Annotated in this window: 18 protein-coding genes; 11 read left to right on the top strand and 7 right to left on the bottom strand. The window is 71.8% G+C overall.

Annotation, left to right across the window (positions count from 1 at the left end):
- The first annotated feature begins 102 nt into the window (after positions 1 to 102).
- A complete protein-coding gene (locus tag ACFYW8_RS04655; protein ID WP_389067814.1) occupies positions 103 to 534 on the top strand; it encodes a (2Fe-2S) ferredoxin domain-containing protein in 432 nt (143 codons plus the stop codon).
- Between the two features lie 155 nt (positions 535 to 689).
- Here the strand turns inward: ACFYW8_RS04655 and fusA are convergent, their stop codons facing one another.
- From fusA to ACFYW8_RS04640, 3 genes are all read right to left on the bottom strand, one after another.
- The gene (gene fusA, locus ACFYW8_RS04650; RefSeq protein WP_389067812.1) at positions 690 to 2,792 is read right to left on the bottom strand and encodes an elongation factor G; all 2,103 of its coding nucleotides are present in this window, start codon (positions 2,790 to 2,792) and stop codon (positions 690 to 692) included.
- 137 nt (positions 2,793 to 2,929) lie between these two features.
- Complete coding sequence (locus ACFYW8_RS04645) at positions 2,930 to 3,070, bottom strand: hypothetical protein (RefSeq protein WP_389067810.1); 141 nt, start codon at positions 3,068 to 3,070, stop codon at positions 2,930 to 2,932.
- A gap of 139 nt (positions 3,071 to 3,209) precedes the next feature.
- On the bottom strand, positions 3,210 to 5,198 hold the full coding sequence (locus tag ACFYW8_RS04640; protein ID WP_389068152.1) for an RICIN domain-containing protein: 1,989 nt from the start codon (positions 5,196 to 5,198) through the stop codon (positions 3,210 to 3,212).
- Positions 5,199 to 5,571: 373 nt separating this feature from the next.
- On the opposite strand from ACFYW8_RS04640, the gene ACFYW8_RS04635 reads away from it, so the two are divergent.
- Positions 5,572 to 6,324, top strand: coding sequence for an MBL fold metallo-hydrolase (locus tag ACFYW8_RS04635; protein WP_389067807.1), 753 nt, complete (start codon positions 5,572 to 5,574; stop codon positions 6,322 to 6,324).
- A gap of 58 nt (positions 6,325 to 6,382) precedes the next feature.
- On the opposite strand, the gene ACFYW8_RS04630 is transcribed toward ACFYW8_RS04635, so the two are convergent.
- Positions 6,383 to 7,240, bottom strand: a complete 858-nt coding sequence (locus ACFYW8_RS04630) for a GNAT family N-acetyltransferase (protein ID WP_389067805.1) — start codon at positions 7,238 to 7,240, stop codon at positions 6,383 to 6,385.
- A 484-nt stretch (positions 7,241 to 7,724) separates the two neighbouring features.
- On the opposite strand from ACFYW8_RS04630, the gene ACFYW8_RS04625 reads away from it, so the two are divergent.
- Positions 7,725 to 9,248, top strand: a complete 1,524-nt coding sequence (locus tag ACFYW8_RS04625) for a glycoside hydrolase family 76 protein (protein ID WP_389067804.1) — start codon at positions 7,725 to 7,727, stop codon at positions 9,246 to 9,248.
- A gap of 144 nt (positions 9,249 to 9,392) precedes the next feature.
- Here ACFYW8_RS04625 and ACFYW8_RS04620 read toward each other — a convergent pair whose 3' ends face one another.
- Positions 9,393 to 10,148: a chaplin gene (locus tag ACFYW8_RS04620; protein ID WP_389068149.1), complete on the bottom strand. Its 756-nt coding sequence runs from the start codon at positions 10,146 to 10,148 to the stop codon at positions 9,393 to 9,395.
- 269 nt (positions 10,149 to 10,417) lie between these two features.
- On the opposite strand from ACFYW8_RS04620, the gene ACFYW8_RS04615 reads away from it, so the two are divergent.
- The 5 genes from ACFYW8_RS04615 (at position 10,418) to ACFYW8_RS04595 (ending at position 17,967) form a co-directional block, all read left to right on the top strand.
- The gene (locus ACFYW8_RS04615; protein ID WP_389067802.1) at positions 10,418 to 11,995 is read left to right on the top strand and encodes an alpha/beta hydrolase; all 1,578 of its coding nucleotides are present in this window, start codon (positions 10,418 to 10,420) and stop codon (positions 11,993 to 11,995) included.
- Positions 11,996 to 12,257: 262 nt separating this feature from the next.
- On the top strand, positions 12,258 to 13,826 hold the full coding sequence (locus ACFYW8_RS04610) for an FMN-binding glutamate synthase family protein (RefSeq protein ID WP_389068146.1): 1,569 nt from the start codon (positions 12,258 to 12,260) through the stop codon (positions 13,824 to 13,826).
- 167 nt (positions 13,827 to 13,993) lie between these two features.
- Complete coding sequence (locus tag ACFYW8_RS04605) at positions 13,994 to 15,007, top strand: Gfo/Idh/MocA family oxidoreductase (RefSeq protein ID WP_365875614.1); 1,014 nt, start codon at positions 13,994 to 13,996, stop codon at positions 15,005 to 15,007.
- Between the two features lie 508 nt (positions 15,008 to 15,515).
- Positions 15,516 to 16,196, top strand: coding sequence for a TetR/AcrR family transcriptional regulator (locus tag ACFYW8_RS04600; RefSeq protein WP_389067798.1), 681 nt, complete (start codon positions 15,516 to 15,518; stop codon positions 16,194 to 16,196).
- Between the two features lie 295 nt (positions 16,197 to 16,491).
- On the top strand, positions 16,492 to 17,967 hold the full coding sequence (locus ACFYW8_RS04595; RefSeq protein WP_389067796.1) for a PP2C family protein-serine/threonine phosphatase: 1,476 nt from the start codon (positions 16,492 to 16,494) through the stop codon (positions 17,965 to 17,967).
- A 235-nt stretch (positions 17,968 to 18,202) separates the two neighbouring features.
- Here ACFYW8_RS04595 and ACFYW8_RS04590 read toward each other — a convergent pair whose 3' ends face one another.
- Positions 18,203 to 19,702, bottom strand: a complete 1,500-nt coding sequence (locus tag ACFYW8_RS04590; protein WP_365875608.1) for a hypothetical protein — start codon at positions 19,700 to 19,702, stop codon at positions 18,203 to 18,205.
- 59 nt (positions 19,703 to 19,761) lie between these two features.
- Complete coding sequence (locus ACFYW8_RS04585; RefSeq protein WP_158997174.1) at positions 19,762 to 19,935, bottom strand: hypothetical protein; 174 nt, start codon at positions 19,933 to 19,935, stop codon at positions 19,762 to 19,764.
- Here ACFYW8_RS04585 and ACFYW8_RS04580 point away from each other — a divergent pair.
- From ACFYW8_RS04580 to ACFYW8_RS04570, 3 genes are all read left to right on the top strand, one after another.
- Positions 19,934 to 21,073, top strand: a complete 1,140-nt coding sequence (locus ACFYW8_RS04580; RefSeq protein WP_365875605.1) for an aminoglycoside phosphotransferase family protein — start codon at positions 19,934 to 19,936, stop codon at positions 21,071 to 21,073. The two genes, ACFYW8_RS04585 and ACFYW8_RS04580, sit on opposite strands and share 2 nt — an antisense overlap.
- 264 nt (positions 21,074 to 21,337) lie before the next feature.
- The gene (locus ACFYW8_RS04575; RefSeq protein WP_389067790.1) at positions 21,338 to 23,305 is read left to right on the top strand and encodes an N-acetylmuramoyl-L-alanine amidase; all 1,968 of its coding nucleotides are present in this window, start codon (positions 21,338 to 21,340) and stop codon (positions 23,303 to 23,305) included.
- 210 nt (positions 23,306 to 23,515) lie between these two features.
- Positions 23,516 to 23,717 (top strand): PAS domain-containing protein (locus tag ACFYW8_RS04570; RefSeq protein ID WP_389067787.1); only part of this gene is annotated, 202 nt, incomplete at its 3' end.

Genomic DNA, 23,717 nt, shown 5'->3' with positions numbered 1-23,717 from the left:
TGATCATCGGCGTCCGGGACATCGTGTCCGCGCACGCCGGACCCCCGCTCGTGAGGGATCGCCTGTGGGGTCGCCCGATCCCCGGAGGAAAGGCCCCACCTCGTGCCCGCGGCCCCGCCTGAACGTGTCCGTACGGCGGCGATCGGCGCAGCCCGTTCGCGGCCGTGCACCCTCGTCGTCTGCCGGGGCTGCTGCTGCGGCGACCCGCGCAAGTTCCCGGACAGTGATCACGTCTGGCAACTGGAGCGGCTGCGGGCCGGTGCCGCGGCGTCCGGGGGACGGTTCGTGGTCCGGACGACGGATTGTCTCGGGCCCTGCGACCAGGCGAACGTGATCGTCGTGCAGCCGTCGGGTGACGGGCGGCGCGCGGGCGGCCGGCCGGCCTGGATCGGCTTCGCCATGGACGACGACTGCACGGACGAACTGCTGTCCTGGGCCGCCGCCGGAGGGCCGGGCGCGGTCGCGCCACCGGCCGCGCTGGAGCTCCAGTTCGTCCGCCCGCCGCGCAAGACCCGGGCCCGCACGCGCCGTTGAGGACACGGCCGGCGGCCGGCAGCCCTCAGCCCTTTCGCCGGCGACGGGGGTCGCCACCGTCGTGGTCGAGGACGACCCCCGCCGGCCGAGAGGGAGGACGGCCCCGCCGTTGTCCGTCGGGGCGGGGCCGTCGTCAGGAGTGGGACCGCTCTCGGCTACCGGGCCGGTGCCCCTTGCGCGGGCGCCGGTGCGAGGCCGGTGGGGCGGCTCGTGAAGACGCCCCGGCCCTGGGTCCGGCTGCGCAACCGGGTCGCGTAGCCGAAGAGTTCGGCCAGCGGAACGGTGGCCGTGATCACCGAAGTACCCACACGGGTGAGCGTGCCGGAGACCCGGCCGCGCCGCGCCGCGAGATCGCCGAGCACCCCGCCCACGGCGTCCTCGGGCACGGTGACGGTGACCTCGGCCACCGGTTCCAGCAGGACCATGGCACTGGCGCGCAGTGCCTCGCGCAGCCCGAACCGGCCGGCCGTGCGGAACGCCATCTCCGAGGAGTCCTTCGCGTGGGTCGCCCCGTCCGTGAGGGTGACGCGCAGTCCGGTCACCGGGTGGCCGCCGAGGGGACCCTCGGCGAGCGCGTCCCGGCAGCCGGCCTCCACGGCACGGACGTACTCCTGCGGTACGCGTCCGCCGACGACCGTCGAACGGAACACGAAACCCGCCGGACTTCCGTCGGCGCCGACGGGGTCGGTCCCCAGCGGTTCGACGTCGAGGACGACATGGGCGAACTGCCCCGCGCCGCCGTCCTGTTTGACATGCCGGTACACCAGACCCGACACCCCGCGGGCCACCGTCTCCCGATAGGACACCCTCGGCCGCCCCACGGCGGCATCGAGCCCGTGGGCCCGCCGGATCTTCTCGACCGCCACCTCCAGATGCAGTTCTCCCATGCCCGAAAGCACCGTCTGCCCGGTCTCGGGATCGGTGCGGACGACCAGCGAGGGGTCCTCCTCGACGAGGCGCGCCAGCGCCGACACCAGACGGTCGGTCCCGGTGCTCCGGCGCGCCTCGACCGCCACGGACACCACCGGATCGGCGACGACCGGCGGTTCGAGGAGGAGCGGCGCCGTGGGGGCACACAGTGTCGCCCCGGCCCGTGCGGACTTCGGCCCGATCACGGCGACGATGTCACCGGCCACCGCGCGCTCCAGCTCCGCGTGGCGGTCGGCCCGGACGCGGAGGATCCGTCCGATCCGCTCGGTGCGTCCCGTGCCCACGTCCAGCACCGTCTGTCCCTTCTCCACCGTGCCCGCGTAGACACGCAGATACGTCATCCGTCCGGTCGCGGTGGCGTTCACCTTGAACACCAGCCCCGCGAACGGCGCTCGGGGGTCCGCCGCCCGTTCCTGTTCCGCGCCGCCGTGCGTGCCGCGGACCGCCGGCACGTCGAGCGGCGAGGGCAGATATGCCACCACGGCTTCCAGCAGCGGTTCGATCCCCCGGTTGCGGTAGGCCGAGCCGCACAGCACCACCAGGCCCTCGCCGGTACGGGTCAGGTCGCGGAGCGCCGTCGAAAGGGTCCGCGCCGAGAGGGTGGAGCGGGCGCAGAACTCCTCCAGTGCCACCGGGTGGAGTTCCGCCACCGCCTCCTCCAGCACCCGGCGTCGCCGTCGGGCCTCCTCCAGCAGGTCCTGCGGCACCGCGGTCTCCTCGGCCGACTCGGCGCCGTCGGCCCACACCAGCGCGCGCATCCGGAGCAGATCGACCACGCCCGTGAAGGCGTCCTCCGTTCCGATCGGCAACTGGACGACCAGCGGCGCCGGATGCAGCCGGTCCCGGATCGACGCGACCGCGGTGTCGAGGTCGGCGCCGGCCCGGTCCAGCTTGTTGACGAAGGCGATCCGCGGGACGCCGTGCCGGTCGGCCCGTCGCCACACCGACTCGCTCTGCGGCTCCACGCCCGCCACGGCGTCGAACACGGCGACTGCGCCGTCGAGGACGCGGAGCGAGCGCTCCACCTCGTCGGAGAAGTCGACGTGGCCCGGGGTGTCGATCAGGTTGATCCGGTGGCCGTCCCAGGCGCAGCTGACGGCCGCGGCGAAGATGGTGATGCCACGGTCGCGCTCCTGGGAGTCGAAGTCGGTGACGGTGGTGCCGTCATGGACCTCGCCCCGTTTGTGGGTGGCCCCGGTGAGGTAGAGGATCCGTTCGGTGACTGTGGTCTTCCCGGCGTCGACATGGGCGAGGATGCCCAGGTTGCGGACGGCGGCGAGCGGGTCGGTGACGGGGTCGGTGAGATGACGGTGCAGGTCGGTACGCACGGCCCAGGGCCTTTCGGACGATCCGGAATCGGTCGGCGCGATTCCCGGACGACACACCTGAGTTGAGGCGGTGGTGGACCTCCGGCGGGCAGCGGGCACGGCGACCGGGCATGCGGTCGCCACCGTGCGGGCGGAGGTCAGAAGGTCGTCGCGGGCATCCGGTTCCGGCCGCGCAGCCGGTACCGGGCCCGCCAGGACACGAGGATCACCTCGTGCTGTGACCGGGGAACGACGACAGCGGTGCGGTAACGCACGGCCCGGCTCCCCTCGTTCGTCACGACACGCACGGCGCCGGAAGGGGCGGTGCGTGATTCCGTGGCGAGTGTAGGGAACCGGGCGCGAGCCGCGCACCGGGTTTTCCCCGGCCCGCCCACTCACCCATCGGCGTCGATCGGCCTCCGCCGCGGCCAGGTTCGGTCAGTTGCGGCTCCACTGCTGGTTCGTTCCCCCGTTGCACGACCACAGGACGATCGACGTGCCGTTCGCCGTGCCGTTGCCCGACGCGTCGAGACACAGGCCGGAGACCTTGTTGGTGATGGTGCCGCTGGAGTTGACGGTCCACTTCTGGTTGGTGCCGCCGTTGCAGTCCCACAGGACGACCCGAGTACCGTTCGCGGTACCGCTGTTGTAGGCGTCCAGGCACTTGTTGCCGTAGACCACGAGTTCGCCGCGCGAGGTGGCGGTGAACGTCTGGTTCTGGCCTCCTCCGCAGTCCCAGAGTTCGGCCTGGGTGTTGTTGGCGATGGCGCTCTTGAAGAAGTCGAGGCATCGCCCGGAGCCGGTGCCGACGATCGCGGTGCCGTTGGTTCCGGGGAGGGCGCGGAGGGTGACGGCGTCCACGTCGGGCGCGGTGCCCGAGGCCGCGAAAGCCAGCGTGTTGGAGCCCTTGGCCAGTGCGGCGAGGACGGACACCGTGCGGTACGTGGTCGACGACCCGGTGGGCGGGAAGGCGAGGGTCTGCGCGTACTGGCCGTTGACCTGGAGGGTCGCCCTGCGGGCCGTCGAGCCGCCGTTGGCGTAGCTGATGTCGACGAGCTCCGTGCCGGCGGCGGCCGCGCTCACACCGGTGAAGGCCGGTGTCGTGGCCGAGGTGGTGTCCTCGTACGTCGTCCCCGAACCCTCGGTGCCGCCGACGGTGAGCAGGACCGCTTCGCCGGCGGGCACGCTGGTGGTGTAACTCGTCGTGTAGGAACCGGCGTTGGCGGCCGACCATATATTGCGGACCGATGCGGAGGCCGTGGTCAGGCCCATGTCCGCCCAGCGGGCGGTGATATTGGCGGCGGTGGTCGTGCGGTTCAGCAGCAGGACCGCCCGTTTGCCGCTGCCCGCGAGGACCTTGCTGTAGACCTGAAGGCCCGTCGTGTCCTCGGCGACCTTGACGCCCTGGAGACCGCGCGGATCCTGGTCGATCGCGATGACCTCGGAGTTGGTGAGGATCGACGCGGTCGACGAGCTCATGCCGGCGAGATCGTCGCCCGCGAGCAGCGGTGCGCCGGAGATGGCCCACAGTCCCATGTGGGTGCGGTTCTGGGCGGCGCTCAGGCCCGTCATGCCGACGGTCATCATGTCGGGGTCGTTGTAGAAGCCGGTGTGCTGGGCGGCGGGGTGCAGCGACTTGTCGAAGTTCGCGAGGACGCTCGTCATCGAGGGGTTGTCGGGCCAGTAGACGATGTCGGTGCTGGTGCGCCACAGGTCACCGGTGCCGGCTGCCCAGTTCCACGGGTTGCCCGTACCCCATTCGCACAGCGACAGGACGAGCGGGTGTCCGGTGACCGCGGTGGCGGCCGTGTTCGCGTCGCGGATCGCCTTGTACGTCGTCTCCTGGTCGAGGCCCTCGGCGTCCCCGCCGCACCAGTCGACCTTGACGAAGTCGAAGCCCCAGTTCTGGAAGGTCTGGAGGTCCTGCTGGTTGTGGCCCTCGAGACCGGTGCCGGGGGTGGCCGGGGTCGTGGAGGGGGTCGGGTAGTAGTAGCCGCAGCCGTTCTTCCCGGCGTCGGTGTATATACCGGCCTTGAGTCCCTTGCCGTGGATGTAGTCGGCGATGGCCTTCATGCCGCCGGGCCACTGGGCGGTGTCGACGCTGATGTTGCCGCTGCTGTCGCGGGCGCCCTGCCACCAGCCCTCGTCGATGTTGACGTACTTGTATCCGGCGGCGGCCATGCCGGAGGAGACGAGGGCGTCCGCCTGGGCCTTGATGGTGGTGTAGTCGATGGCGCTGGCGAAGCTGTTCCAGGACGCCCAGCCCATCGGGGCCGGGGCGACCGGGGACTGGCTGGTGGCGACCGCGGCCGGTGCGGCCCGGAACGGCGCGGCCGGGCGGCCGAGTCCGGTCAGCGCGGCGGCGGCGAGGAGCAGGACGGCGCCATGGACACCCGCCCGTCTGAGGAGGCGCACCAGACACAGCATGTTCGAAAGAGGGGACATACGGCTCTCCCTTGAGGGGTTTGTTCGCAGAGTCGAACAAAAGTCAACGCGGCTCGCCATATGGCAGCGCCTCGGCCGGGCCGAGTCAAGTCCCTTGCCACAAAGGGTCATTCACCTCCGGGCTGCCCTTCACCGACCGCGCGCACGTCCGGGGCGAACGTGCGGCCCGTTCACGACGTCGCTGGAGCAACCGTGCCGGAACCCGGCGCCGACGGCACCGAAGCGGACGAACGGGGCGGGGAGGACGAACAGGGCGAGGAGCGGCGGCCGTACGCCGCCCGACATCGGCTCGCGGTACCTTTCGCCCTGTCAGGGCCCACGTGGTCACCAGCAGTTATCCAACGTCGGGATGGTCATGCGCGAGGAAGCGATCGTCGAGGCAGCCGCCGGAGTTCATCTGGTGCACGGCAGCAACACGAACTGGGTGGTGCTGTCCGAGGGCGACGCCGTCACGCTCATCGACACGGGGTATCCCGGTGACCGGGCGGAACTCCTGGCGTCGCTGAAGACCCTCGGCCACGAACCCGAGGCCGTGACCGCCGTGCTCATCACCCACGCGCACAGCGACCACCTCGGCTCCGCCGAGTTCCTGAACAGCACCTACGGGACCCCCGTCCAGCTGCACACGGCCGAAGTTCCGCACGCGCGCCGCGAGTTCCTCCACCAGGTGAGCATCGGACAGGTCATGCGGCAGGCGTGGCGCCCCGGGGTGCTGCCCTGGGCGGTGCACGCCATCCGCTCCGGCGGTACGGCGGACGTGACGATGACGAAGCCCGAGGCCTTCCCGCACGAGGGCCCGCTCGACCTGCCCGGCCGCCCGGTCCCGGTGCACACCCCCGGCCACACGCCGGGCCACTGCGTCTACCACCTGCCGGACGCCGGAGTACTGATCTCCGGTGACGCCCTGGTGAGCGGCCATCCCACCTCGCGGGTACAGGGTCCGCAGCTCCTGCCCGAGATGTTCGACACCGAGCGCGCCGGGGCGCTCGCCTCGCTCGAACGCATCGAGGCCCTCGCCGCCGATGTGCTGCTGCCCGGACACGGACCCGTGCACCGCGCTTCGGTGCGCGCGGCCGCTCAGCGGGCCCGGGAACTGGCCGCCGGCTGACGGGGTCCGGCCGCCGGGACCGTCGGCCGAACCACCCGAACCAGCCGAACCAGCCGAGCTACCCGAGTTCGAGCGTGGTGACCCCGTGGACCCGCGCCCCCGCGAACGTTCTGACCGGCCCGGTGTACATGCGGGCCGTCTCGAAGGAGGGCGTAAGACCGAGCTTCTCGACGAGGGCGACGGCCGCCGCGTTCGTCTCGGGCACGTCGATGGCGAGCGCCCTGCCGCCGGCCTCGGCTGCCAGCGCGGCGAACAGGGCGCGGGTGTCGTCGGCGGTGTCGGCGAACAGGGGACCGACCCGCAGGGAGTCACGAGCCGGACGGAGCACGGCGTACCCGCTCAAGTGCCCGTCGTCGGCGTACCGGACGAAGGTGCGGTGCCCCGGCGCGGTCAGCCACGACTCCAGGAACGCCGGCCGGTCGGCGGGGTAGCACGCGCTGTCGTACGCCGCGATGGCCGCGCGATCCGCCGCCTCGGCCGCCCGCGCTCCCGACGGCTCCTCCCCCACCGGGGCCACGCCGGTGAACCGGACGGTCCTGTAGGCGAGTTCGAAGCCCGACTTCCGGTAGTTGCCCTGCTGGGCGACGACCCCGTCGAGGCCGACGGTCCGGTCACCCGCGTGGGCGAGGGCCGTCTGCCAGGTGGCGAGGCCGTAGCCCCTCCCGCGCACATCCGGGCGCACGAGGTAGAAGCCGAGGAAGGCGTATTCGGCGCCGTAGTTGACCACCGAGATGGCCGAGACCGGCTCCCCGTCGACGCGTCCGAGGAAGAAGCCCCCGGGGTCCTGGGTGAAGAAGCTCGCGGTGTCGGAGAGCCCGGGATTCCAGCCCTCGTCCGCCGCCCAGCCGCCGACCACCGTCCACTCGTCGAGCGTGGCCTGACTGACGACGAGGCCGTCGGGTCCCGGAGAGGTCATGGGGGCGCTCCAATGCATACGGGTCGGGGGCCGCGCCGGTCGCGGACCGGTCGCGGGGTGCGCCGGCCGCTCACGGGTCGCGGGGTGCGGCGGCCGGTCGCACGCGCAGCATCCTTCCCGATCTCGGTGCCGATCGCAGCGACAGGCCCCGCGCGGGAAGGGATTCGGCCACTTCGGCACGGGCGGCCGACACGGCCCACGCCGACCCGCCGCCGCGCCACGCGGGCGGGCCGACGCGGGCCGACGCGGGCCGACGCCGCCCTGTGCGGGCCGGCCGACGCCATGCCTCGGCCGTGCCGCGCGAGCCCGGAAGGGGTGCACGCGGCACCCACACCTTCATTGACGCGAACGCGTCACGCGACTAACTTCCGGGAGCGCTCTCAGTCCCCACCGAGCCCCTCCGGTCTCCCGCCGGTCCCCTCCGGCCCCCACCACCGCACCACCTCCGGTCCCCCACCGACCCTCTCCCGAACAGAGGTCGACCATGAAGACAACGTTGTCCCACGGTCTGCGCAGAACCGTTCCGGTTCTCCTGGCACTCTCCGCCGCGCTGGCACTCCCAGCGCCCGCCGCCGAAGCCGGACCCGGTCTCGGACGCGGTCCCATCACCCCGGCCGCCATCACCCCGGCCGCAGTCGCCCCGGCCGCCGCGTCCATCTGCAACAAGTACTGCGACGCCCGCGACCCCGCCCTCGCGCCGCAGGACCGCACCCCGGTGTCCACCACCCTCTTCTCCCGCGCCATCACCCTGCACTTCGACGACACGGACGCGATGGGCTGGGCCTCCCTCGACAACGGCAGCCCCGGCGACGAGGTGTGGCTCGACCGGTCCTTCGACGGTGGCCGCACCTGGAGTTCGGGCAGCCGGCTCGGGAACAGCTCCGTGCCCACGGGTCAGCGCGGGTGGCGCACCCTCATGTACAACGTTGACGATTGGGGCAACCTCGGTGTCGGGGCGCTGCGGGCCTGCGGCAAGGCCGGGGACCGCACCGACATCGCGTGCACCGCCTGGGCGCGTACGACCTGGAACGCGGGCGAGCGCCGTACGGCCGCCGCGACGGCCCAGATGATGTTCTACGACAACTCCACCGGGCTCTTCGCCACGACCGGTTGGTGGAACTCCGCGAACGCGCTCACGGCCCTGATCGACAACATCCGGGTGACCGGCATGGGCAGCTACAAGTACGCGATCGCCCGCACCTACGACCGTCAACTCGGCTCACAGGGAGGGCAGTTCCGCAACGACTACCTGGACGACACCGGCTGGTGGGGACTCGCCTGGGTGGCCGCGTACGACCTGACCGGCGACAGCCGCTATCTGAGCACCGCACGCGCGGACGCCGATCACATGGCGGCGTACTGGGACACGACGTGCGGCGGCGGGGTGTGGTGGAGCACCGCGAAGACGTACAAGAACGCGATCTCCAACTCGCTGTACATCCAGCTCAACGCGGCCCTGCACAACCGGGTGCCCGGTGACAGCGCCTACCTCTCGCGGGCAGTGGCCGACTGGTCCTGGTTCCGGTCGACGGGCATGGTGAACGCCTCGCACCTGGTGAACGACGGTGTCGATCTGTCGACCTGCCGGAACAACGGCGGCACCGTGTGGTCGTACAACCAGGGTGTGCTCCTCGGGGCGCTCACCGAGCTGAACCGCGCGACCGGCGACAGCGGGGCGCTCGGCACCGCACGCCAGATCGCCGACGCGGCCACCACGTCCACGGTGCTCAACACCACGGGCGGGATTCTGCGGGACCCGTGCGAGAGCGGCGACTGCGGGGCCGACGGGCCGTCCTTCAAGGGGGCCCATGTCCGCGGTCTCGGCCGGCTGAACGCCGCGCTGCCCGACCATCCGTACTCGGCCTATCTGGGCCGGCAGGCCGACGCCGCGCACGCCGGGGACCGCAACGCGCTCGACCAGTACGGTCTGCGCTGGTCCGGCCCCCTGGACCTCGCCGACGCGGCCCGGCAGCAGAGCGCACTCGACCTGCTGGACGCGGCGCCCTGAGCCTCCCCCCGACGCAGCCGAAGACCACTCGCAGCGGGCCCGGGACGGAGGACACGGGCGAAAGTACCCGGGGGCGAACACATATGGGAGGAGGCTCCACCGGTCACCCGTCCGATGGAGCCTCCGTCCTGTGATGGCCGCGCGTCAGCGGACCGCGGCGGGCCGGAACCGGCGGTACAGGACGGCACCGCCCAACAGCAGCGCGGCGCTCGCCGCGAGTGCGGGCATCGCCTGGTCCGCGCCGGTATGGGCGAGGGAGGCCACGGCCCCGCTCTGCGGCCGGACCTGTCCCCGTGTCCCGGGCTCCGGGGCCACCGCGGGCGGGGTGGACGGCCTCGGCTTCGCGGGGTGGTGCGGCTGCCGGGGCTTGCCGCCCGAGGTGTTGACGGACTCGTTCCCGGCGGACGCGTTGCCGAGGCCGACCACCGTCACGGAGTTGCCGCTGACGTTGACCGGGAGATCCACCGGGAGCTGAAGGCCGTTGCCCGAGAGCACACCCGGTGAATCCTTTCCGCCACCGTGCGCGACCGCGCCACCGCCCGTGTCACCACGACCGTGCCCGCCGCCGTACGCGCCGCCGCCACCGCCCGTGCCACGACCACCGTGCGTGCCGGCTCCCCCGTGCCTCCCGCCGCCGGACGCGGCGGTCCCGCCCCCGGTACTCACGTCGGCACAGCGGTTGCCCGCGGCGGGATTGAGCAGTCCGACCACGTTGAGCGTGTTCCCGCACAGGTTCACGGGAACGTGCACGGGGAGCTGGACGGTGTTGCCGGAGATCACGCCGGGCGAGCCTGCCGCCGTGCCGTTGGCCGCGGAGTCGGCGTGGGCCGGCATGGTCGCGGCCAGCGCGCCCGAGGCGGCGGCCGCGGCGATCAAGCTGTTTCGGGTCACCCGTTTCATAAGGTTCACTGCCTTCCTGACAACGTCGCGGGCACTCGCCCACACTGCCAAGAACGTCTGCGACCCATCCGAGTTATGGCTGATCAGCCTTTCACCCCATCGAGCGTCATGCCCGTCGAACGGCGCACCGCCCCTGTTCGAAGGACGTCGGCGGGCACGATAAGGCACTGCGGCCCGTCGCGCCCGCCCAGAGGCGTGCCCCCGGGGCCGCGCCTATCGTGATCCGGGGGATACCGCCGGTCCACCGCAGGGCGACCCTGGAGGCAGGCATGCAGTCCACGCACCATCGCTTCGCGGTCGTGGGAGCCGCCACCGCGACGCTGACCCTGCTGGCGACGGGTCTGCCGATGGCGGCGGTCGCCGCCGACGGGCCCGACCTGTCCCGCTTCTACGGCCAGAAGGTCGCGTGGGCGGCCTGCAAGGGCGACGCCATGCCCGAGGACCTGCAGTGCGGCAAGGTCACCGTCCCGCTGGACTACGCGAAGCCGGACCGCGGCACGCTCGACCTGGCACTGGCGCGCTACCGGGCGACGGGCCACTCACGGGGTTCGGTCCTGCTGAACTTCGGCGGTCCGGGGGGTGCGGGTATTCCCGAGCTCGCCGCGGGCGGCAAGGACTTCATGGGCCTGACGAACGGCTACGACGTGGTGACCTTCGACCCCCGCGGCGTAGGCCGGTCCTCGCCCGTCAGCTGCGGCGACGGTGTCGACGCGATCCTCGGGGCGACGGCCGGCGGCACCGACGTGCAGGCGGCGCTCAAGGCGGTCAAGAAGGCCGCCGACACCTGCGCCGAGCACTCCGGCGCCGTCCTCCCCCACATCGGCACGGTCAACGCCTCCCGCGACCTGGACGTGATGCGTCAGGCGCTCGGCGACAAGAAGCTGAACTATCTCGGCTTCTCGTACGGGACGCGGCTCGGCGCAGTGTACGCGGCCCAGTTCCCCAAGAAGACGGGGCGGATGGTGCTCGACGGTGTCGACACCCTCACCGAGCCGGTGGCCGAGCAGGGCCTCATAGGCGCCGCGGGACAGCAGACCGCGCTCGACGACTTCATCACCTGGTGCGCGAAGAACATGGCCTGCCCGTTCGGACAGGATGAACGCAGTGCCGGCGAGCAGGTGGTCCAGCTCGTCAAGTCGCTCGACGAGGAACCGGTGCCGTCGGAATTCGGCCAGGCGTTCACCGGACAGGACCTGGTGGGGGCGATCAGCCAGGCGCTCTACAGCAAGGCGATGTGGCCCGTCCTCGAACAGGCCCTCAACCTGCTGGTCCAGGACGGCGACACACACGGACTGACACAGCTGTACGGCGGCGCCTCCCTGCCCGACCCCGCCGCGCCCGCCCGGCAGCGGCCGAAGCGGAGCGGCGGGCTCGTCGACGAGCAGGACATCCCCCTGGACAATCTCCCCGCCGCCCTGATGGCCATCAACTGCGCCGACGACCCCGACCGGCCCAGCGCCGACCAGGTCACCCGGCAGATCGCCGGACTGCGCGCCGAGTACGAACAGGCCTCGCCCGTCTTCGGCCAGTACCGGCTCGCCCAGGTGCTGATGTGCTACGGCCGCCCGAAGGGCACCGACTACATACGCGACAAGGTCCGCGACGTACCCACGTCGAAGATGCTCCTCGTCGGCACCCGCGGTGACCCGGCGACCCCGTACCGCTGGACCCTGGAGACCGCAAAGCGCCTCGGCTCCTCCGCCGTGGTGCTCGACAACAAGGGCGAGGGGCACACCGGGTACGCGTCCTCGAAGTGCGTGCACCGAAAGGTCGACGACTTCCTGCTGTACGGGTCCCTGCCGGCCAGCGGAAGCTCCTGCGGCCCGGAGGACACGGACACGTACTGACCCGCGGTCACCGGGTGACGCGTGACCGCCGGCCCAGCGGGGCGACGGGGTGGCGCCGGTCTGCTGACCCACAGGGTCCGGAGGACCCGAACGGCCGAGGCGGTCCCCCGCCCTCGACCGCATACCGACGTCCTCCTCGGCGACCGCGACAGCGCGGGCCTGCCGGAGCCGACCGGGCGGACCGCTCCGTGGCCCGCACGATCCGACGGCATCCCGATCGGCGGCTTTCGTCCCCATGGGATTCACTCATCGTGTGCGCCGGATGCTCCCACTGCTGCTCGTCGCCCTCGGTGCGGCCGGGGCGCTGTTCCTGGTCCGTGGCGTCTCGGCGTGGTGGTGGTGCGCGGCGGCCCCGCTGCTGGCGCTGACCGCGCTGGGCGGATGGGACCTGGGGCAACGACGGCAGTCCGTGCTGCGGAACCATCCCGTTTCCGGGCACCTCCGCTTCCTCCTGGAGGCGCTGCGCCCGAAGCTCCAGCAGTACGTCGTCGAGCGGAACCACGACGGACGGCCCTACGACCGCCGGGTGCGGGCCCTCGTGTACGACCGTGCGAAGGGCGTCGAGGTCGAGGAGCCGTTCGGCACCGAGGACGACGTGTACGCGGAGGGCCACGAGTTCGTTGAACCGTCGATGCGTCCCGTGGAGGTGCCGGACGAGCCGCCCGTCGTCCGCGTCGGTGGTCCCGACTGCACCCAGCCGTACGACATGGCCCTGCTCAATGTCTCCGCGATGAGTTTCGGCGCCCTCTCGGGGAACGCGATCACGGCGCTCAACAGGGGTGCCGCGCTGGGGGGTTTCGCGCACGACACCGGGGAGGGCGGCCTGTCGGACCACCATCTGCGGGGCGGCGGCGACCTCGTCTGGGAGATCGGCACGGGGTACTTCGGCTGCCGCACCTCCGAAGGGGACTTCGAGGCGCGGGAGTTCGCGGACAAGGCCGCGCTGCCCGAGGTGAAGTGCCTGTCGCTGAAGCTCTCCCAGGGGGCGGACCCGGGGATCGGCGGGGTCCTGCCGGGGGCGAAGGTGAGCGCCGAGATCGCGCGGGCGCGCGATGTCCCCGAGGGCCGGACCGTGGTGTCGCCGCCGTACCACCGGGTCTTCTCGACCCCGCGGGAGCTGGTGCGGTTCATCGCCCGGATGCGGGAGCTGGCGGGCGGCAAGCCGACCGGCTTCAAGCTCTGCGTGGGCTCGCGCCGCCAGTTCCTGGCCGTCTGCAAGGCGATGCTCGCCGAAGGCGTCACGCCCGACTTCATCGTGGTCGACGGTTCGGAGGGCGGCACCGGGGCGGCGCCCGCGGAGTTCGACGGCGGCATCGGCACCCCACTGACCGAGGGCCTGATCACGGTCCACAACGCGCTGGTCGGCACCGGGCTGCGCGACCACGTCCGGATCGGGGCGAGCGGCAAGGTCGCCACCGGCTCGGACATCGTCAAACGCCTCCTCCAGGGCGCCGACTACACCAACGCGGCCCGCGCGATGATGTTCGCCCTCGGCTGCCTCCAAGCCCAGCGCTGCCACACCAACACCTGTCCGGTGGGCGTGGCGACCCAGGATCCGCGCCGGGTCCGCGCGCTGGACGTGGCCGACAAGTCCCAGCGCGTACACCGCTACCAGCGGGCCACCGTGCGCAGCGCGAGCCGGATCATGGCCGCGATGGGCGTACGGGATCCGGGCGACCTCACACCCGACCGCCTGCTGCGCCGCGTCGATCCCACGGCCGTACGGTCGTACGCGGAGCTCTACGAGTGGCTGGCGCCCGGGGTGCTGCTCGCCGAGCCGCCCGCGTCCTGGGCAAAGGACTGGGCGGCCGCCGATCCGGACTCCTTCTAGACGTCGCAGACGCCTGTCGTGACGACTCAAGCGACATTGGCGATCAATTGCCCTGGATGCCCGGTATCGGATCGCGTCAGGGTGCTGCGTCATCGATCTCCGCGGCCGACAATCGGGGCACGGGGGCGGAAGAGCGTCCCGACAGTCGTGGGAGAGGTGCGCACCGCGTGAGTGAGCTGTTGGGTGTGGCGGTACTGGGTGCCGGACACATGGGAGCCGACCATGTACGCCGCATAGACCGGGTGGTGAGCGGCGCCAGGGTCGCCGCCGTGGCGGATCCCGACACCGCTCGCGCCGAGGCGGCGGTGGCGGGCATCGACGGCGTGTCGGTCCACGCCGAGCCGGAGGCCGCGCTCGACGCGCCCGGCGTGGGAGCCGTACTGATCGCGTCCCCGGGTCCCGCACACGAGGAGGCCCTGCTCGCGGCGTTCGCGCGCGGCCTGCCGGTGCTGTGCGAGAAGCCGCTGGTGCCGGAGTCGGACGGAGCGCTGCGGGTGGTGGAGGCGGAGGTACGGCTCGGGCGGCGGCTGGCGCAGGTCGGGTTCATGCGCCGGTACGACGCCGAGTACCAGCGCCTCAAGTCCCTGCTGGACAGCGGACGGCTGGGCCGCCCGCTGATGCTGCACTGCACGCACCGCAACGTCGCCTCGCCGCCCGGCTTCACCTCGGCGATGCTGGTCAACAGCTCCGTCTCGCACGAGATCGACGCGGCGCGCTGGCTGCTGGGCCAGGAACTCACGGCGGTGACCGTGCTGCGGCCCCGGCCGTCCGCGAACGCCCCCGAGGGTCTGATGGATCCCCAGTTCGTCCTGTTCGAGTCGGCCGGCGGCGCGGTGGTCGACGTCGAGGTCTTCGTGAACTCCGGGTTCGGGTACCAGGTGGGGTGCGAGGCGGTGTGCGAGGCGGGGAGCGCGCGGATCGGGGACGAGCACACGATGGTCGTGACGACGGCGGGCGGCACGCACGAGGAGGTGGCGCAGGACTATCTCGTACGCTTCGCCGACGCGTACGACCGTGAGGTGCAGGCCTGGGTGGACGCGACCCGGGCGGGCCGGGTCACGGGGCCCGGCGTCTGGGACGGGTACGCGGCGTCCGCCGTCGCCGAGGCGGGAGTCCGGGCGCTGGAGAACGGTGGCCGGGTGGCCGTCGATCTCGCTCCGCGCCCGGACCTCTACGCCTGACCGGGCCACCGGCGTGCGGTGGCCGCGCGCTTCCCGGCGGGCCGCCCCACGGAGCCGGCCCGCCTCGCCGCAGCCGGGGACCGGGCATGCGCATACGCCGAGCGGCGGCGATCGCGGGCGACCCTCGGTATTTCGATCCGGGCTGGGTGGTCGTTCTCCTCCGTGCCGGGAACACGTCCTGGTTCACGGTCTCCCGTTGGACATGCCGCTCTCGCAGGAGCGGCTTCCGGCGGGGGTGGGGGTGGGGGTGGACGAGGTGATCGGTCTCGGCCCATGACGAAGGCCGTGATCGTCCCGTGGTACCTGGGGCACCGGCCGAGCCCGGGATTCACGTGATCACCGTCGCATGCGGTGATCATGGCTGGATCCCGGCTGAGCCGTCTGCGGGGAGACCCGCGCGCGCCCGGCCGGAACCCTCGGCACGGAGTCATTTCGTTACTGCTTATTGCGTACGTGATAATCTCTAACCATCACACCCTCCCGCACCCCGAGACGAAGAGGCGATGACATGGCCGCTGAGACCCGAACCGGGACGGGCCCGCGCGACCGGTTCCGCGCGCAGGTACGCCAGGAAGTGAAGACTGCGGCGCTGCGCCAGCTGGCCGAGGGCGGCCCGGAAGCGCTGTCGCTCAACGCGATCGCCAAGCAGCTGGGCATGACGGGACCCGCGCTCTACCGCTACTTCGCCAACCGCGACAGCCTGCTGACCGACCTCGTCGTCGACGCCTACGGAGACCTGGCGTCGGCCCTCTCCCGCGCCGCCGAGGCCTGCACGGACGACGCCGTCACCCGGCTGACCGAGCTGGGGCGGGCCTACCGGGCCTGGGCACTGGCCGAACCGCATCGCTACCGCCTGCTCTTCCGGGCCCCGCTCCAGGGCTACGACGCCCAGTCCGCGAGCCTGGTCGAGGCCTCGCAGCCCGCCATGAACGTGCTCCTGGAAGCGGTGACCGCCCTGGCCGAGCCGGACGCGCGGGTCCCGGAAGGCGCGGCGGCGCAGTTCCGGGAGTGGCAGCAGCGGCACGGCTTCGAGGGCGTCCCGGAAGCGGTCGCCGCGCGCTCGACGATGCTGTGGGCCCATCTGCACGGCATCGTCGCCCTGGAGATCGAGGGCAACTTCGCCTCGATGGGCATCGATCCGTCCTTTCTGTACGAGGCCGAGGTGACGGACTTCGTGCGCTCACTCTGAGACGCGGGCGAGTTCCCTCACAGGGGCTCGCACACACGCCCCTCGAACAGCAGAATGAAAGCTGACACGGGTCCATCGGCGACCCTCAAGTCGCGTACGGTGACTACGACTTGCCCCCGGGCGCCGGCTACCGCATCGGGACCAGTCGCCCACTCCGGGAGGACTGCGGCATATACCGGAAGCACGACCGTATCGGGTGTTGCCAAATCCCTTACAGCGCGTCGCGGGCTGTGCGACAGTCGTAAACGGTCCTTCCGTCAGCCCAGGTCGTACCGTCCCCGCATCGGAGTACGTCATGCCACCCCATCTCTCCGCGGACCGCCCCGCCGCTCAGCCGCCCCCGCGCGGCACGGTCGACGCGCTCATCTCGCAGACCCGGCGCCTGCGCGGCGAGGTGGACGCCGTACGGCGTGAGGCACCCGCCGACGGCGAGGACGCGCAGGGACGCTGGCAGCGCGCACTGTGCAATCTGGCACTGCACCAACTGAACGACCTCGACGAACACTTGGCCCAGCTGCGGGACGGACCGCCGGCCGTGCCCGTCCAGCCCGCGACCACCCCCGCCGCTCCCACCACGCTGCCCGGGTCGGCCGCGCCTCGGCAGGGCTCCCTGCTGAGCCGGGTCGGCAGCGCGGAGTGGAACCTGCTCACGGACGAGGCCAGTTGGTCCGGTGAGCTGTACCAGATCCTGGGCCGCGACGCCGCCGCTCCCCCGCTCACCCTCGACGAGCTGCCCTCCCTGGTCCTCGACGAGGACCGGGCGATGCTGACGACGATGGTCACCGACTGCCTCATCGACGCCAAGCCCATCGACGGGGAGTTCCGCATCGTGCGCCCCGACGGCGGCGTACGGACCGTACACATGATGGGCGAGCCCGTGCTCGACACGGACGGCAGCACCGCCTCGATGTGGGCCGTGCTGCGCGATGTCAGCGAACTGCGGCGCAGTCAGCGGACGGTGGGCGAGACCCGTGAATCGCTCCGGCGTCAGCAGCACGTCGCGCAGACCGAGCGCCGGCTCGCGGTCGAACTCCAGGAGGCCGTGCTGCCACCCTGGCGCGGTTCCCTGCGGTTCCCGCGCCAGGGCCCCCGGGCACTGGACGTGGCAGCCCACTATCTGCCGTCCTCGACCAGCGCGCTGATCGGCGGCAACTGGTACGACGCGCTCGAACTCCCCGACGGGGAAACCCTGTTGAGCGTCGGCGACCTGACCGGACACGGGGTCACCGTGACCTCGGGAATGGCGATGCTGCTCGGCGCCCTGCGCGGCATGGCGGTGGCGGGCACCCAGCCGGGTCAACTCCTTTCCTGGCTCAATCAGTTGCTCGACGCCACCGTCCAACCCGCGCTGGGCAGTGCCGTCTGCTGCCGCTACCTGCCCGCGACCCGCACCCTCAGCTGGGCGCAGGCAGGACACCCCGCCCCGCTGCTGTTCCGCGACGGGACGGGGCGCGCGCTGGCCGCACCGGACGGCGTACTGCTCGGAGCCACCTCCGGTGCCGACTACGGGCAGGCCGAAGCAGGCCTCCGCGTGGGCGACCTGCTGCTCCTGCACACCGAGGGGCTTGTGCCCCGGCGATCGGACTCTCCGGACCCGGGCGAAACCGGGATCCTGGAAGGTACAGCGGCCGTCCAGAGGCTGCTCGACCTGGCCCCGCGCTTCGGCGAGGCCCGTACGGCCCAGGACTGTGTACGGATGATTGTCGAGGAATTCGGCGAGACAGAGCGCGAGGACGACGCCTGCGTGCTCATCGCCCGGATCGGATCCTGACACCGATGACGCCTGACACCGATGACGCCGGCCATGCGGTCACCGGAGACCGAGGACAAGGACACCGGAGCCGGACGCGACGGTGAGTCGGTCAGGATCGGTATCGGCCCCTGACGGCTGACGTCGTTGTCAGCCGACGCGGCGCGTCGCAGCGCGACCCGCCCCGAACGCCGACGCGCGCAGGGGGCCGCGGGAGCACGGGGACGCAGGCACCCGGGGATGCGGCAGCAGGCCCCTACACCCGCGCGCTGTTGCCGCGCCTGGGCTTCAACGCGCCCTTCGGCAGCGCGAGTTTGATCTCCTCACGCAGATCGCTGATCTTCGGATAGCTGGAGTACTGCCCGGTGAGCCTGTACATCTCGCGCAACCGGTCCCAGGTGCGATGGGAGGAGTTGGAGCCCATCGACGTCAGGGCCAGTCGCGCGTAGCGGTCGGCCTGTTCGGGGTCGTCGGCGATGAAGCAGGCCGAAGCGAGGGAGATGTGGTCGAAGATCTTCGACCGGTCCCGGCCCGACTCCCGCAGCTTCAGCGCCTCCTTGGCGTGGCGCTGCGCGGTCGCCGCGGCGGCCGGCTCGTGCTCGGCGAGGGTGCGGTAGGCGAGAGCCTGCATACCGTGCATGTCGGCCTCGTCGAACAACTGCATCCAGCTGGGCGGCGGTACGTCACCGCGGTCGGACACGAACAGGTCCTCCGCGACACCGAGGGTGCGCCGCATGGCCTGGCCCTTGCCCATGGAGGCCTGAGCCCAGGCCTCGATGGTGTGGAGCATGGCCTGGGTGCGGGGCAGCACCTCGTCGCCCGAACCGGACTTGGCGAGCTTCATGAGGTCGAGCGCGTCGTCGGGCCGGCCCAGATGCACCATCTGGCGAGCCGCCCGGGAGAGCGCCTCCCCGGCACGGGGCCGGTCGCCGCCCTCCCTGGCCGCGTGGGCGGCGATGATGAAGTACTTCTGAGCCGTGGGTTCCAGGCCGACGTCGTGCGACATCCAGCCCGCGAGGACGGCGAGATTGGCGGCGACGCCCCAGAGGCGCCGCTGGAGATGGTCGGGGTGCCGGTAGGAGAGCATGCCTCCCACTTCGTTGAGCTGGCCCACCACGGCCTTGCGTTGCAGCCCGCCGCCGCGGGCCGCGTCCCAGGCCCGGAACACCTCGACGGAGCGCTCCAGTTCCTCGATCTCCTGCGACCCGATGGGGGCGGCCTCGTAGCGGTCGAACCCGGCGGGGTCGGCGTGCAGGGGGTCTTCGAACTTCGGAGCGTCGGCCGTCAGGGCCGGATCGGTGTGCAGCCAGTCGTGCATGGCAGTGCTGAGTGCGGATCCCGCGGCGAGCGCGGCACCCGCGCCCACCAAGCCGCGTCGGTTGAGCATGAGGTCCATTCCCGTGAATTCGGTGAGGACCAGGGCAGTCCGCTCGGGCGCCCACGGCACTCCGTCGGGATGTTCCACACTCCCGCCGCCCTGCCGTTTCCCCGCGCGCCCGTGCCGGACCAGACCGAGGTCCTCGATGGTCACGACACGGCCGAGACGCTCGGTGAACAGGGCCGCCAGCACCCGCGGCACCGGATCGCGCGGGATCTCTCCCATGTCGATCCACCGCCGCACCCGCGAGGTGTCGGTCGCCAGCTGGGGGTGGCCCATGGCCGCCGCCTGCCGGTTGACCATTCTCGCGAGTTCGCCCTTGGACCAGCCGGCCAGGCCGAACAGGTCCGACAGACGGGTGTTGGGTTGTCCGTTCACGTCAAGCCCCCAGGTTCTCGGCTGATTTCGACAGTAACCGCCTGTCAGTTGCTGAGCGACTATTCGCCAGGGTTCGCCAGGGTGCGCCAGATGGTGTGCCAGTGGACGTCGGGTGTCAGGTAGGAACGCGCCACCCCGACCCGGTTGCCAGGGACATTCCCCAGGATGAACCAGGCGGCCGGGGCGGGCAGCGCGGCAACTTGCAGGCACACGAAGGGATCTGTTTCGCCCATGTACACAGCATCGTCCTCCGTGTCCGCTCCGCCCCGGTCGTTGCACTCCCGCCCGGTGGGCAGCGGCCCTTACCTCGACCCCGCACGTCAGGCGGCCCCCGTGCTCGGTGCCGGCCGGACGCGCCGCGCGGCGGGGCTCGGCACCCAACCGCTCAGCGGGAGACTCGACTTGTCCGGCCCTCAGGGCGCCCAGCTGCGCACGGCGATCGCGTCGGTGCACCGGATCTGTCCGGAGTTCGCTCCGGTCCAGGTGCTGCGCCGCAGCGGACGCTCCGTGCTCCTCGTCGGCACGACGGGGCGCAGCACGGCCGTCGCCAAGTGCTTACTGGACCACTCCCCCGTCTGGGCCGAGCGGATCCGGCACGAAATAGCTGCATACCGCCTGTTCGTCCGGCACCGCCCGCCCGTGCGGGTGCCCCGGCTGATCGCGGCGGATCCGGACAACTGCACGCTGGTGATCGAGCGCATGCCGGGCCGGGTGGCCGCGCTCCAGCGCCACCCGCTCGAGGCCCCGCCCCGCGCGGACATCCGCGCCGCGCTCAGCGCCATCTGCCGGCTGAACACGTGGCGGCCGCCGACGGGGACCTTCAACGCCCCGCTGGACTACGCGGAGCGGATCTCCCGATTCCACGAGCTGGGGTTGCTCACGGACCGGGACATGGGCGATCTGCAGAAACTGGTGCACGGCATCGCGGCTTCCTCCGGCCGCCAGGGCATGGGTCAGTTCTGCCACGGCGACGCCCTCCTGTCGAACCTCCTTCTCTCACCGGCCGGTCCAGTGCTGGTGGACTGGGAGCACGCGGGCTGGTATCTGCCGGGCTACGACCTGGCGACGCTGTGGGCGGTCCTCGGTGACGCTCCCGTGGCACGCCGTCAGATCAGCCAGCTCGCGCAGTCGGCCGGCCCCGCGGCACGGGACGCCTTCCTGGTGAACCTGATGATCGTCCTCACCCGGGAGATCCGTACGTACGAGATGGCCGTGCAGCGTTCCCTGCACGACTCGGCCCCGGCGGCAGCGGGCCCGGCCCACCCGGCTGCTGCGCCGTCCGGCGAGGAACAGCGGCTGCTGCTGAGGCGGCTGCACGACGACTGCCAGATGGCCCGTCGGGCCGTCCGAGCGGCGGTCGGCACTCGCTGAAGGGGGGACGGAGGTCCGCGATGACGCCAGAACACCGGCGCACCGCGGACCTCCCTCATGTGCGGCCCGCCGTTCGGGGCATTGGTTCATTCCACTGACGCCCCGCAGGCCGGGAGGCCACCGCCACGAAACCCCGCACTCCCCGCGCTGACATGGGAAATCGCCTGCCTCCGGGCATGATTGACGGATCGTCGGAGAGCCGGTAGCACTGACGCGTCCGGCCCTCGCACGCCCCACCGCGCCCGATCGTCCCAGGAGGCTGCATTGCACTGGTCCGCCACCGAACCAAAGGGCACCACCGGGCACAGACGCGCGCGCAGGTCCGCGGGAGCCGTCGCCTCGGCGGCGCTGCTGCTGCCGCTGCTGGGCGCGGCCCCTTCGAGCTCCGCCGAGGAGGTGCCCGCGGCCGGGTTGCAGCGGGCCTTCGCCGCCGCGGCCGCCGAGTACCACGTTCCGCAGAGCGTGCTGCTCGCCGTCTCCTATCTGCAGTCCCGCTGGGACGCGCACGCCGGTGCCCCGAGCGTCACGGGCGGCTACGGTCCCATGCACCTGACCGACGCCCGGACGGCGATCGCCGGGACCCCGCATCACAGTGACGGCACGGAGGACGCCCGCGGCGACAGCTCGCGCCCCGCGCTCCTGCCCGCGGCGTCGGCACCCACGGACTCCCAACTCCCCGCTCGGCTCAAGACGTTGACGAAGGCCGCCGATCTCACCGGCCTGCCGGCGGAGCGGCTGCGCACCGACGCGGCGGCGAACGTCGCGGGCGGCGCCGCTCTCCTCGCCGCCGCGCAGCGGGACCTCGGCGAGCCCCTGAGCGACGACGCCGCCGACTGGTACGCAGCGGTGGCACGCTTCTCCGGAGCGGACGACAGCACCACCGCGGCGACCTACGCCGACGACGCGTACGAGGTGATGCGCGCCGGCGAGCGGCGCACCACGGACGCCGGCCAGCAGGTCACGCTCGCCGCCCAGCCCCGCCTGAACCCCGACACCGCCCAGCTCAGCGGCGCGGGACTGCGGACGGCCTCCGCCGACGGAACGGAATGCCCGAGGACGGTGTCCTGCGAGTGGATCCCGGCCCCGTACGAGGAGTTCGGCGAGGGCGACTACGGCAACCACGACCTGGGCGACCGGCCCGCGTCGCAGAGCATCAAGTACATCGTCATCCATGACACGGAAGGCACCTGGGACGGGGTGCTGAACCTCGTCCAGGATCCGACCTATGTGTCATGGAACTACACCCTGCGCTCGACCGACGGGCACATCGCCCAGCATGTGAAGGCCAAGGACGTGGCCTGGCACGCGGGCAACTGGTACATCAACGCCAAGTCCATCGGCCTGGAGCACGAGGGCTTCCTCACCGCGCCCGACGCCTGGTACACGGAGGAGATGTACCGCGCCTCCGCCCGGCTGGTGAGGTACCTCTCCCGGAAGTACGACATCCCGCTGGACCGGCAGCACGTCCTGGGGCACGACAACGTACCCGGGCCCACGACCTCCACCATTCCGGGCATGCACACGGACCCGGGCCCGTACTGGGACTGGCAGCACTACTTCACCCTGCTCGGGCACCCCTTCCACCGCTCGTTCCGCAAGGGCGACCTGGTCACCGTCCTGCCCGACTTCGACGCGAACCAGCCGGTGTACACGGGCTGCGTCACCAAGGGCGAGCCCTGTGCCGCGCACGGCTCCAGCGAGGTGCGGCTCTACTCCCAGCCGGACGAGAGCTCACCGCTGATCCAGGACATCGGCCTGTACCCGAAGGGCGACGCGTCGACGACCGGCGTGAACGACGTGGCCTCGCGCGTCTCCACCGGTCAGCGGTACGCGCTCGCCGGACGGGACGGCGACTGGACGGCGATCTGGTACCTCGGCCAGAAGGCCTGGTTCAAGAACCCGAGGAAGCAGCCGACGGCGGTGCGGGCGTCGGGGCCCGCCGTGACTCCCAAGGAGGGGCTGGCACAGATCCCCGTCTACGGAAGGGCGTACCCGGAGAAGGAGGCCTACCCGGCGGGAGTGCCCGTCCAGTCCGTCTCGCCGCTGCCGTACAAGATCCTCGCGGGCCAGCGGTACGCGGCCGGTGACAAGGTGCCCGGCGAGTACTTCTACGCGCCGACCTTCGACACGACGCCGCACAGGGTCGTGATCGGTACGGACATGTACTACGAGATCCAGTTCGGTCACCGGGTCGAGTTCGTGCGGGCCGCGGACGTGGACCTCGTTCCGTAGCGGATCCCGATGGGCCGGAGGCCGGGTCCGCGCGGAGCGGGCCCGGTTTCCGTCCGTCGTTGACGACAATGGCACGGGCAACCGACCAGGGAATGTGACGCCTAGGACAGGTTCGACCTCGGTAGGGCCAGTTAACGACATGTAACCGCGCCCCCGATCGATGTGCGCTGGGATGGGTCGCTCACGGTACGCGGCACATCTGGGGCGGGTATGGGCGATTTCGTCAAAGAGACTTCAACGCGGCCCGCCGATACGGTGGACCCCCGGCAATGCCGGTGCGGTGGCGCACCGCGCGAGGGCGTACCCGCGGGGGCCGAGGAAAGGTTTCGGGGGCTCCTGGAGGCGGCGCCGGACGCCATGGTGATCGTCGACGACACCGGAACCATCAGACTCGTCAACGCCCAGACCGAAG

The sequence above is a fragment of the Streptomyces sp. NPDC002742 genome (assembly GCF_042888885.1).
In the GTDB taxonomy this organism is placed as follows: domain Bacteria; phylum Actinomycetota; class Actinomycetes; order Streptomycetales; family Streptomycetaceae; genus Streptomyces.
This window is presented reverse-complemented; position numbering and strand designations above follow the sequence as displayed.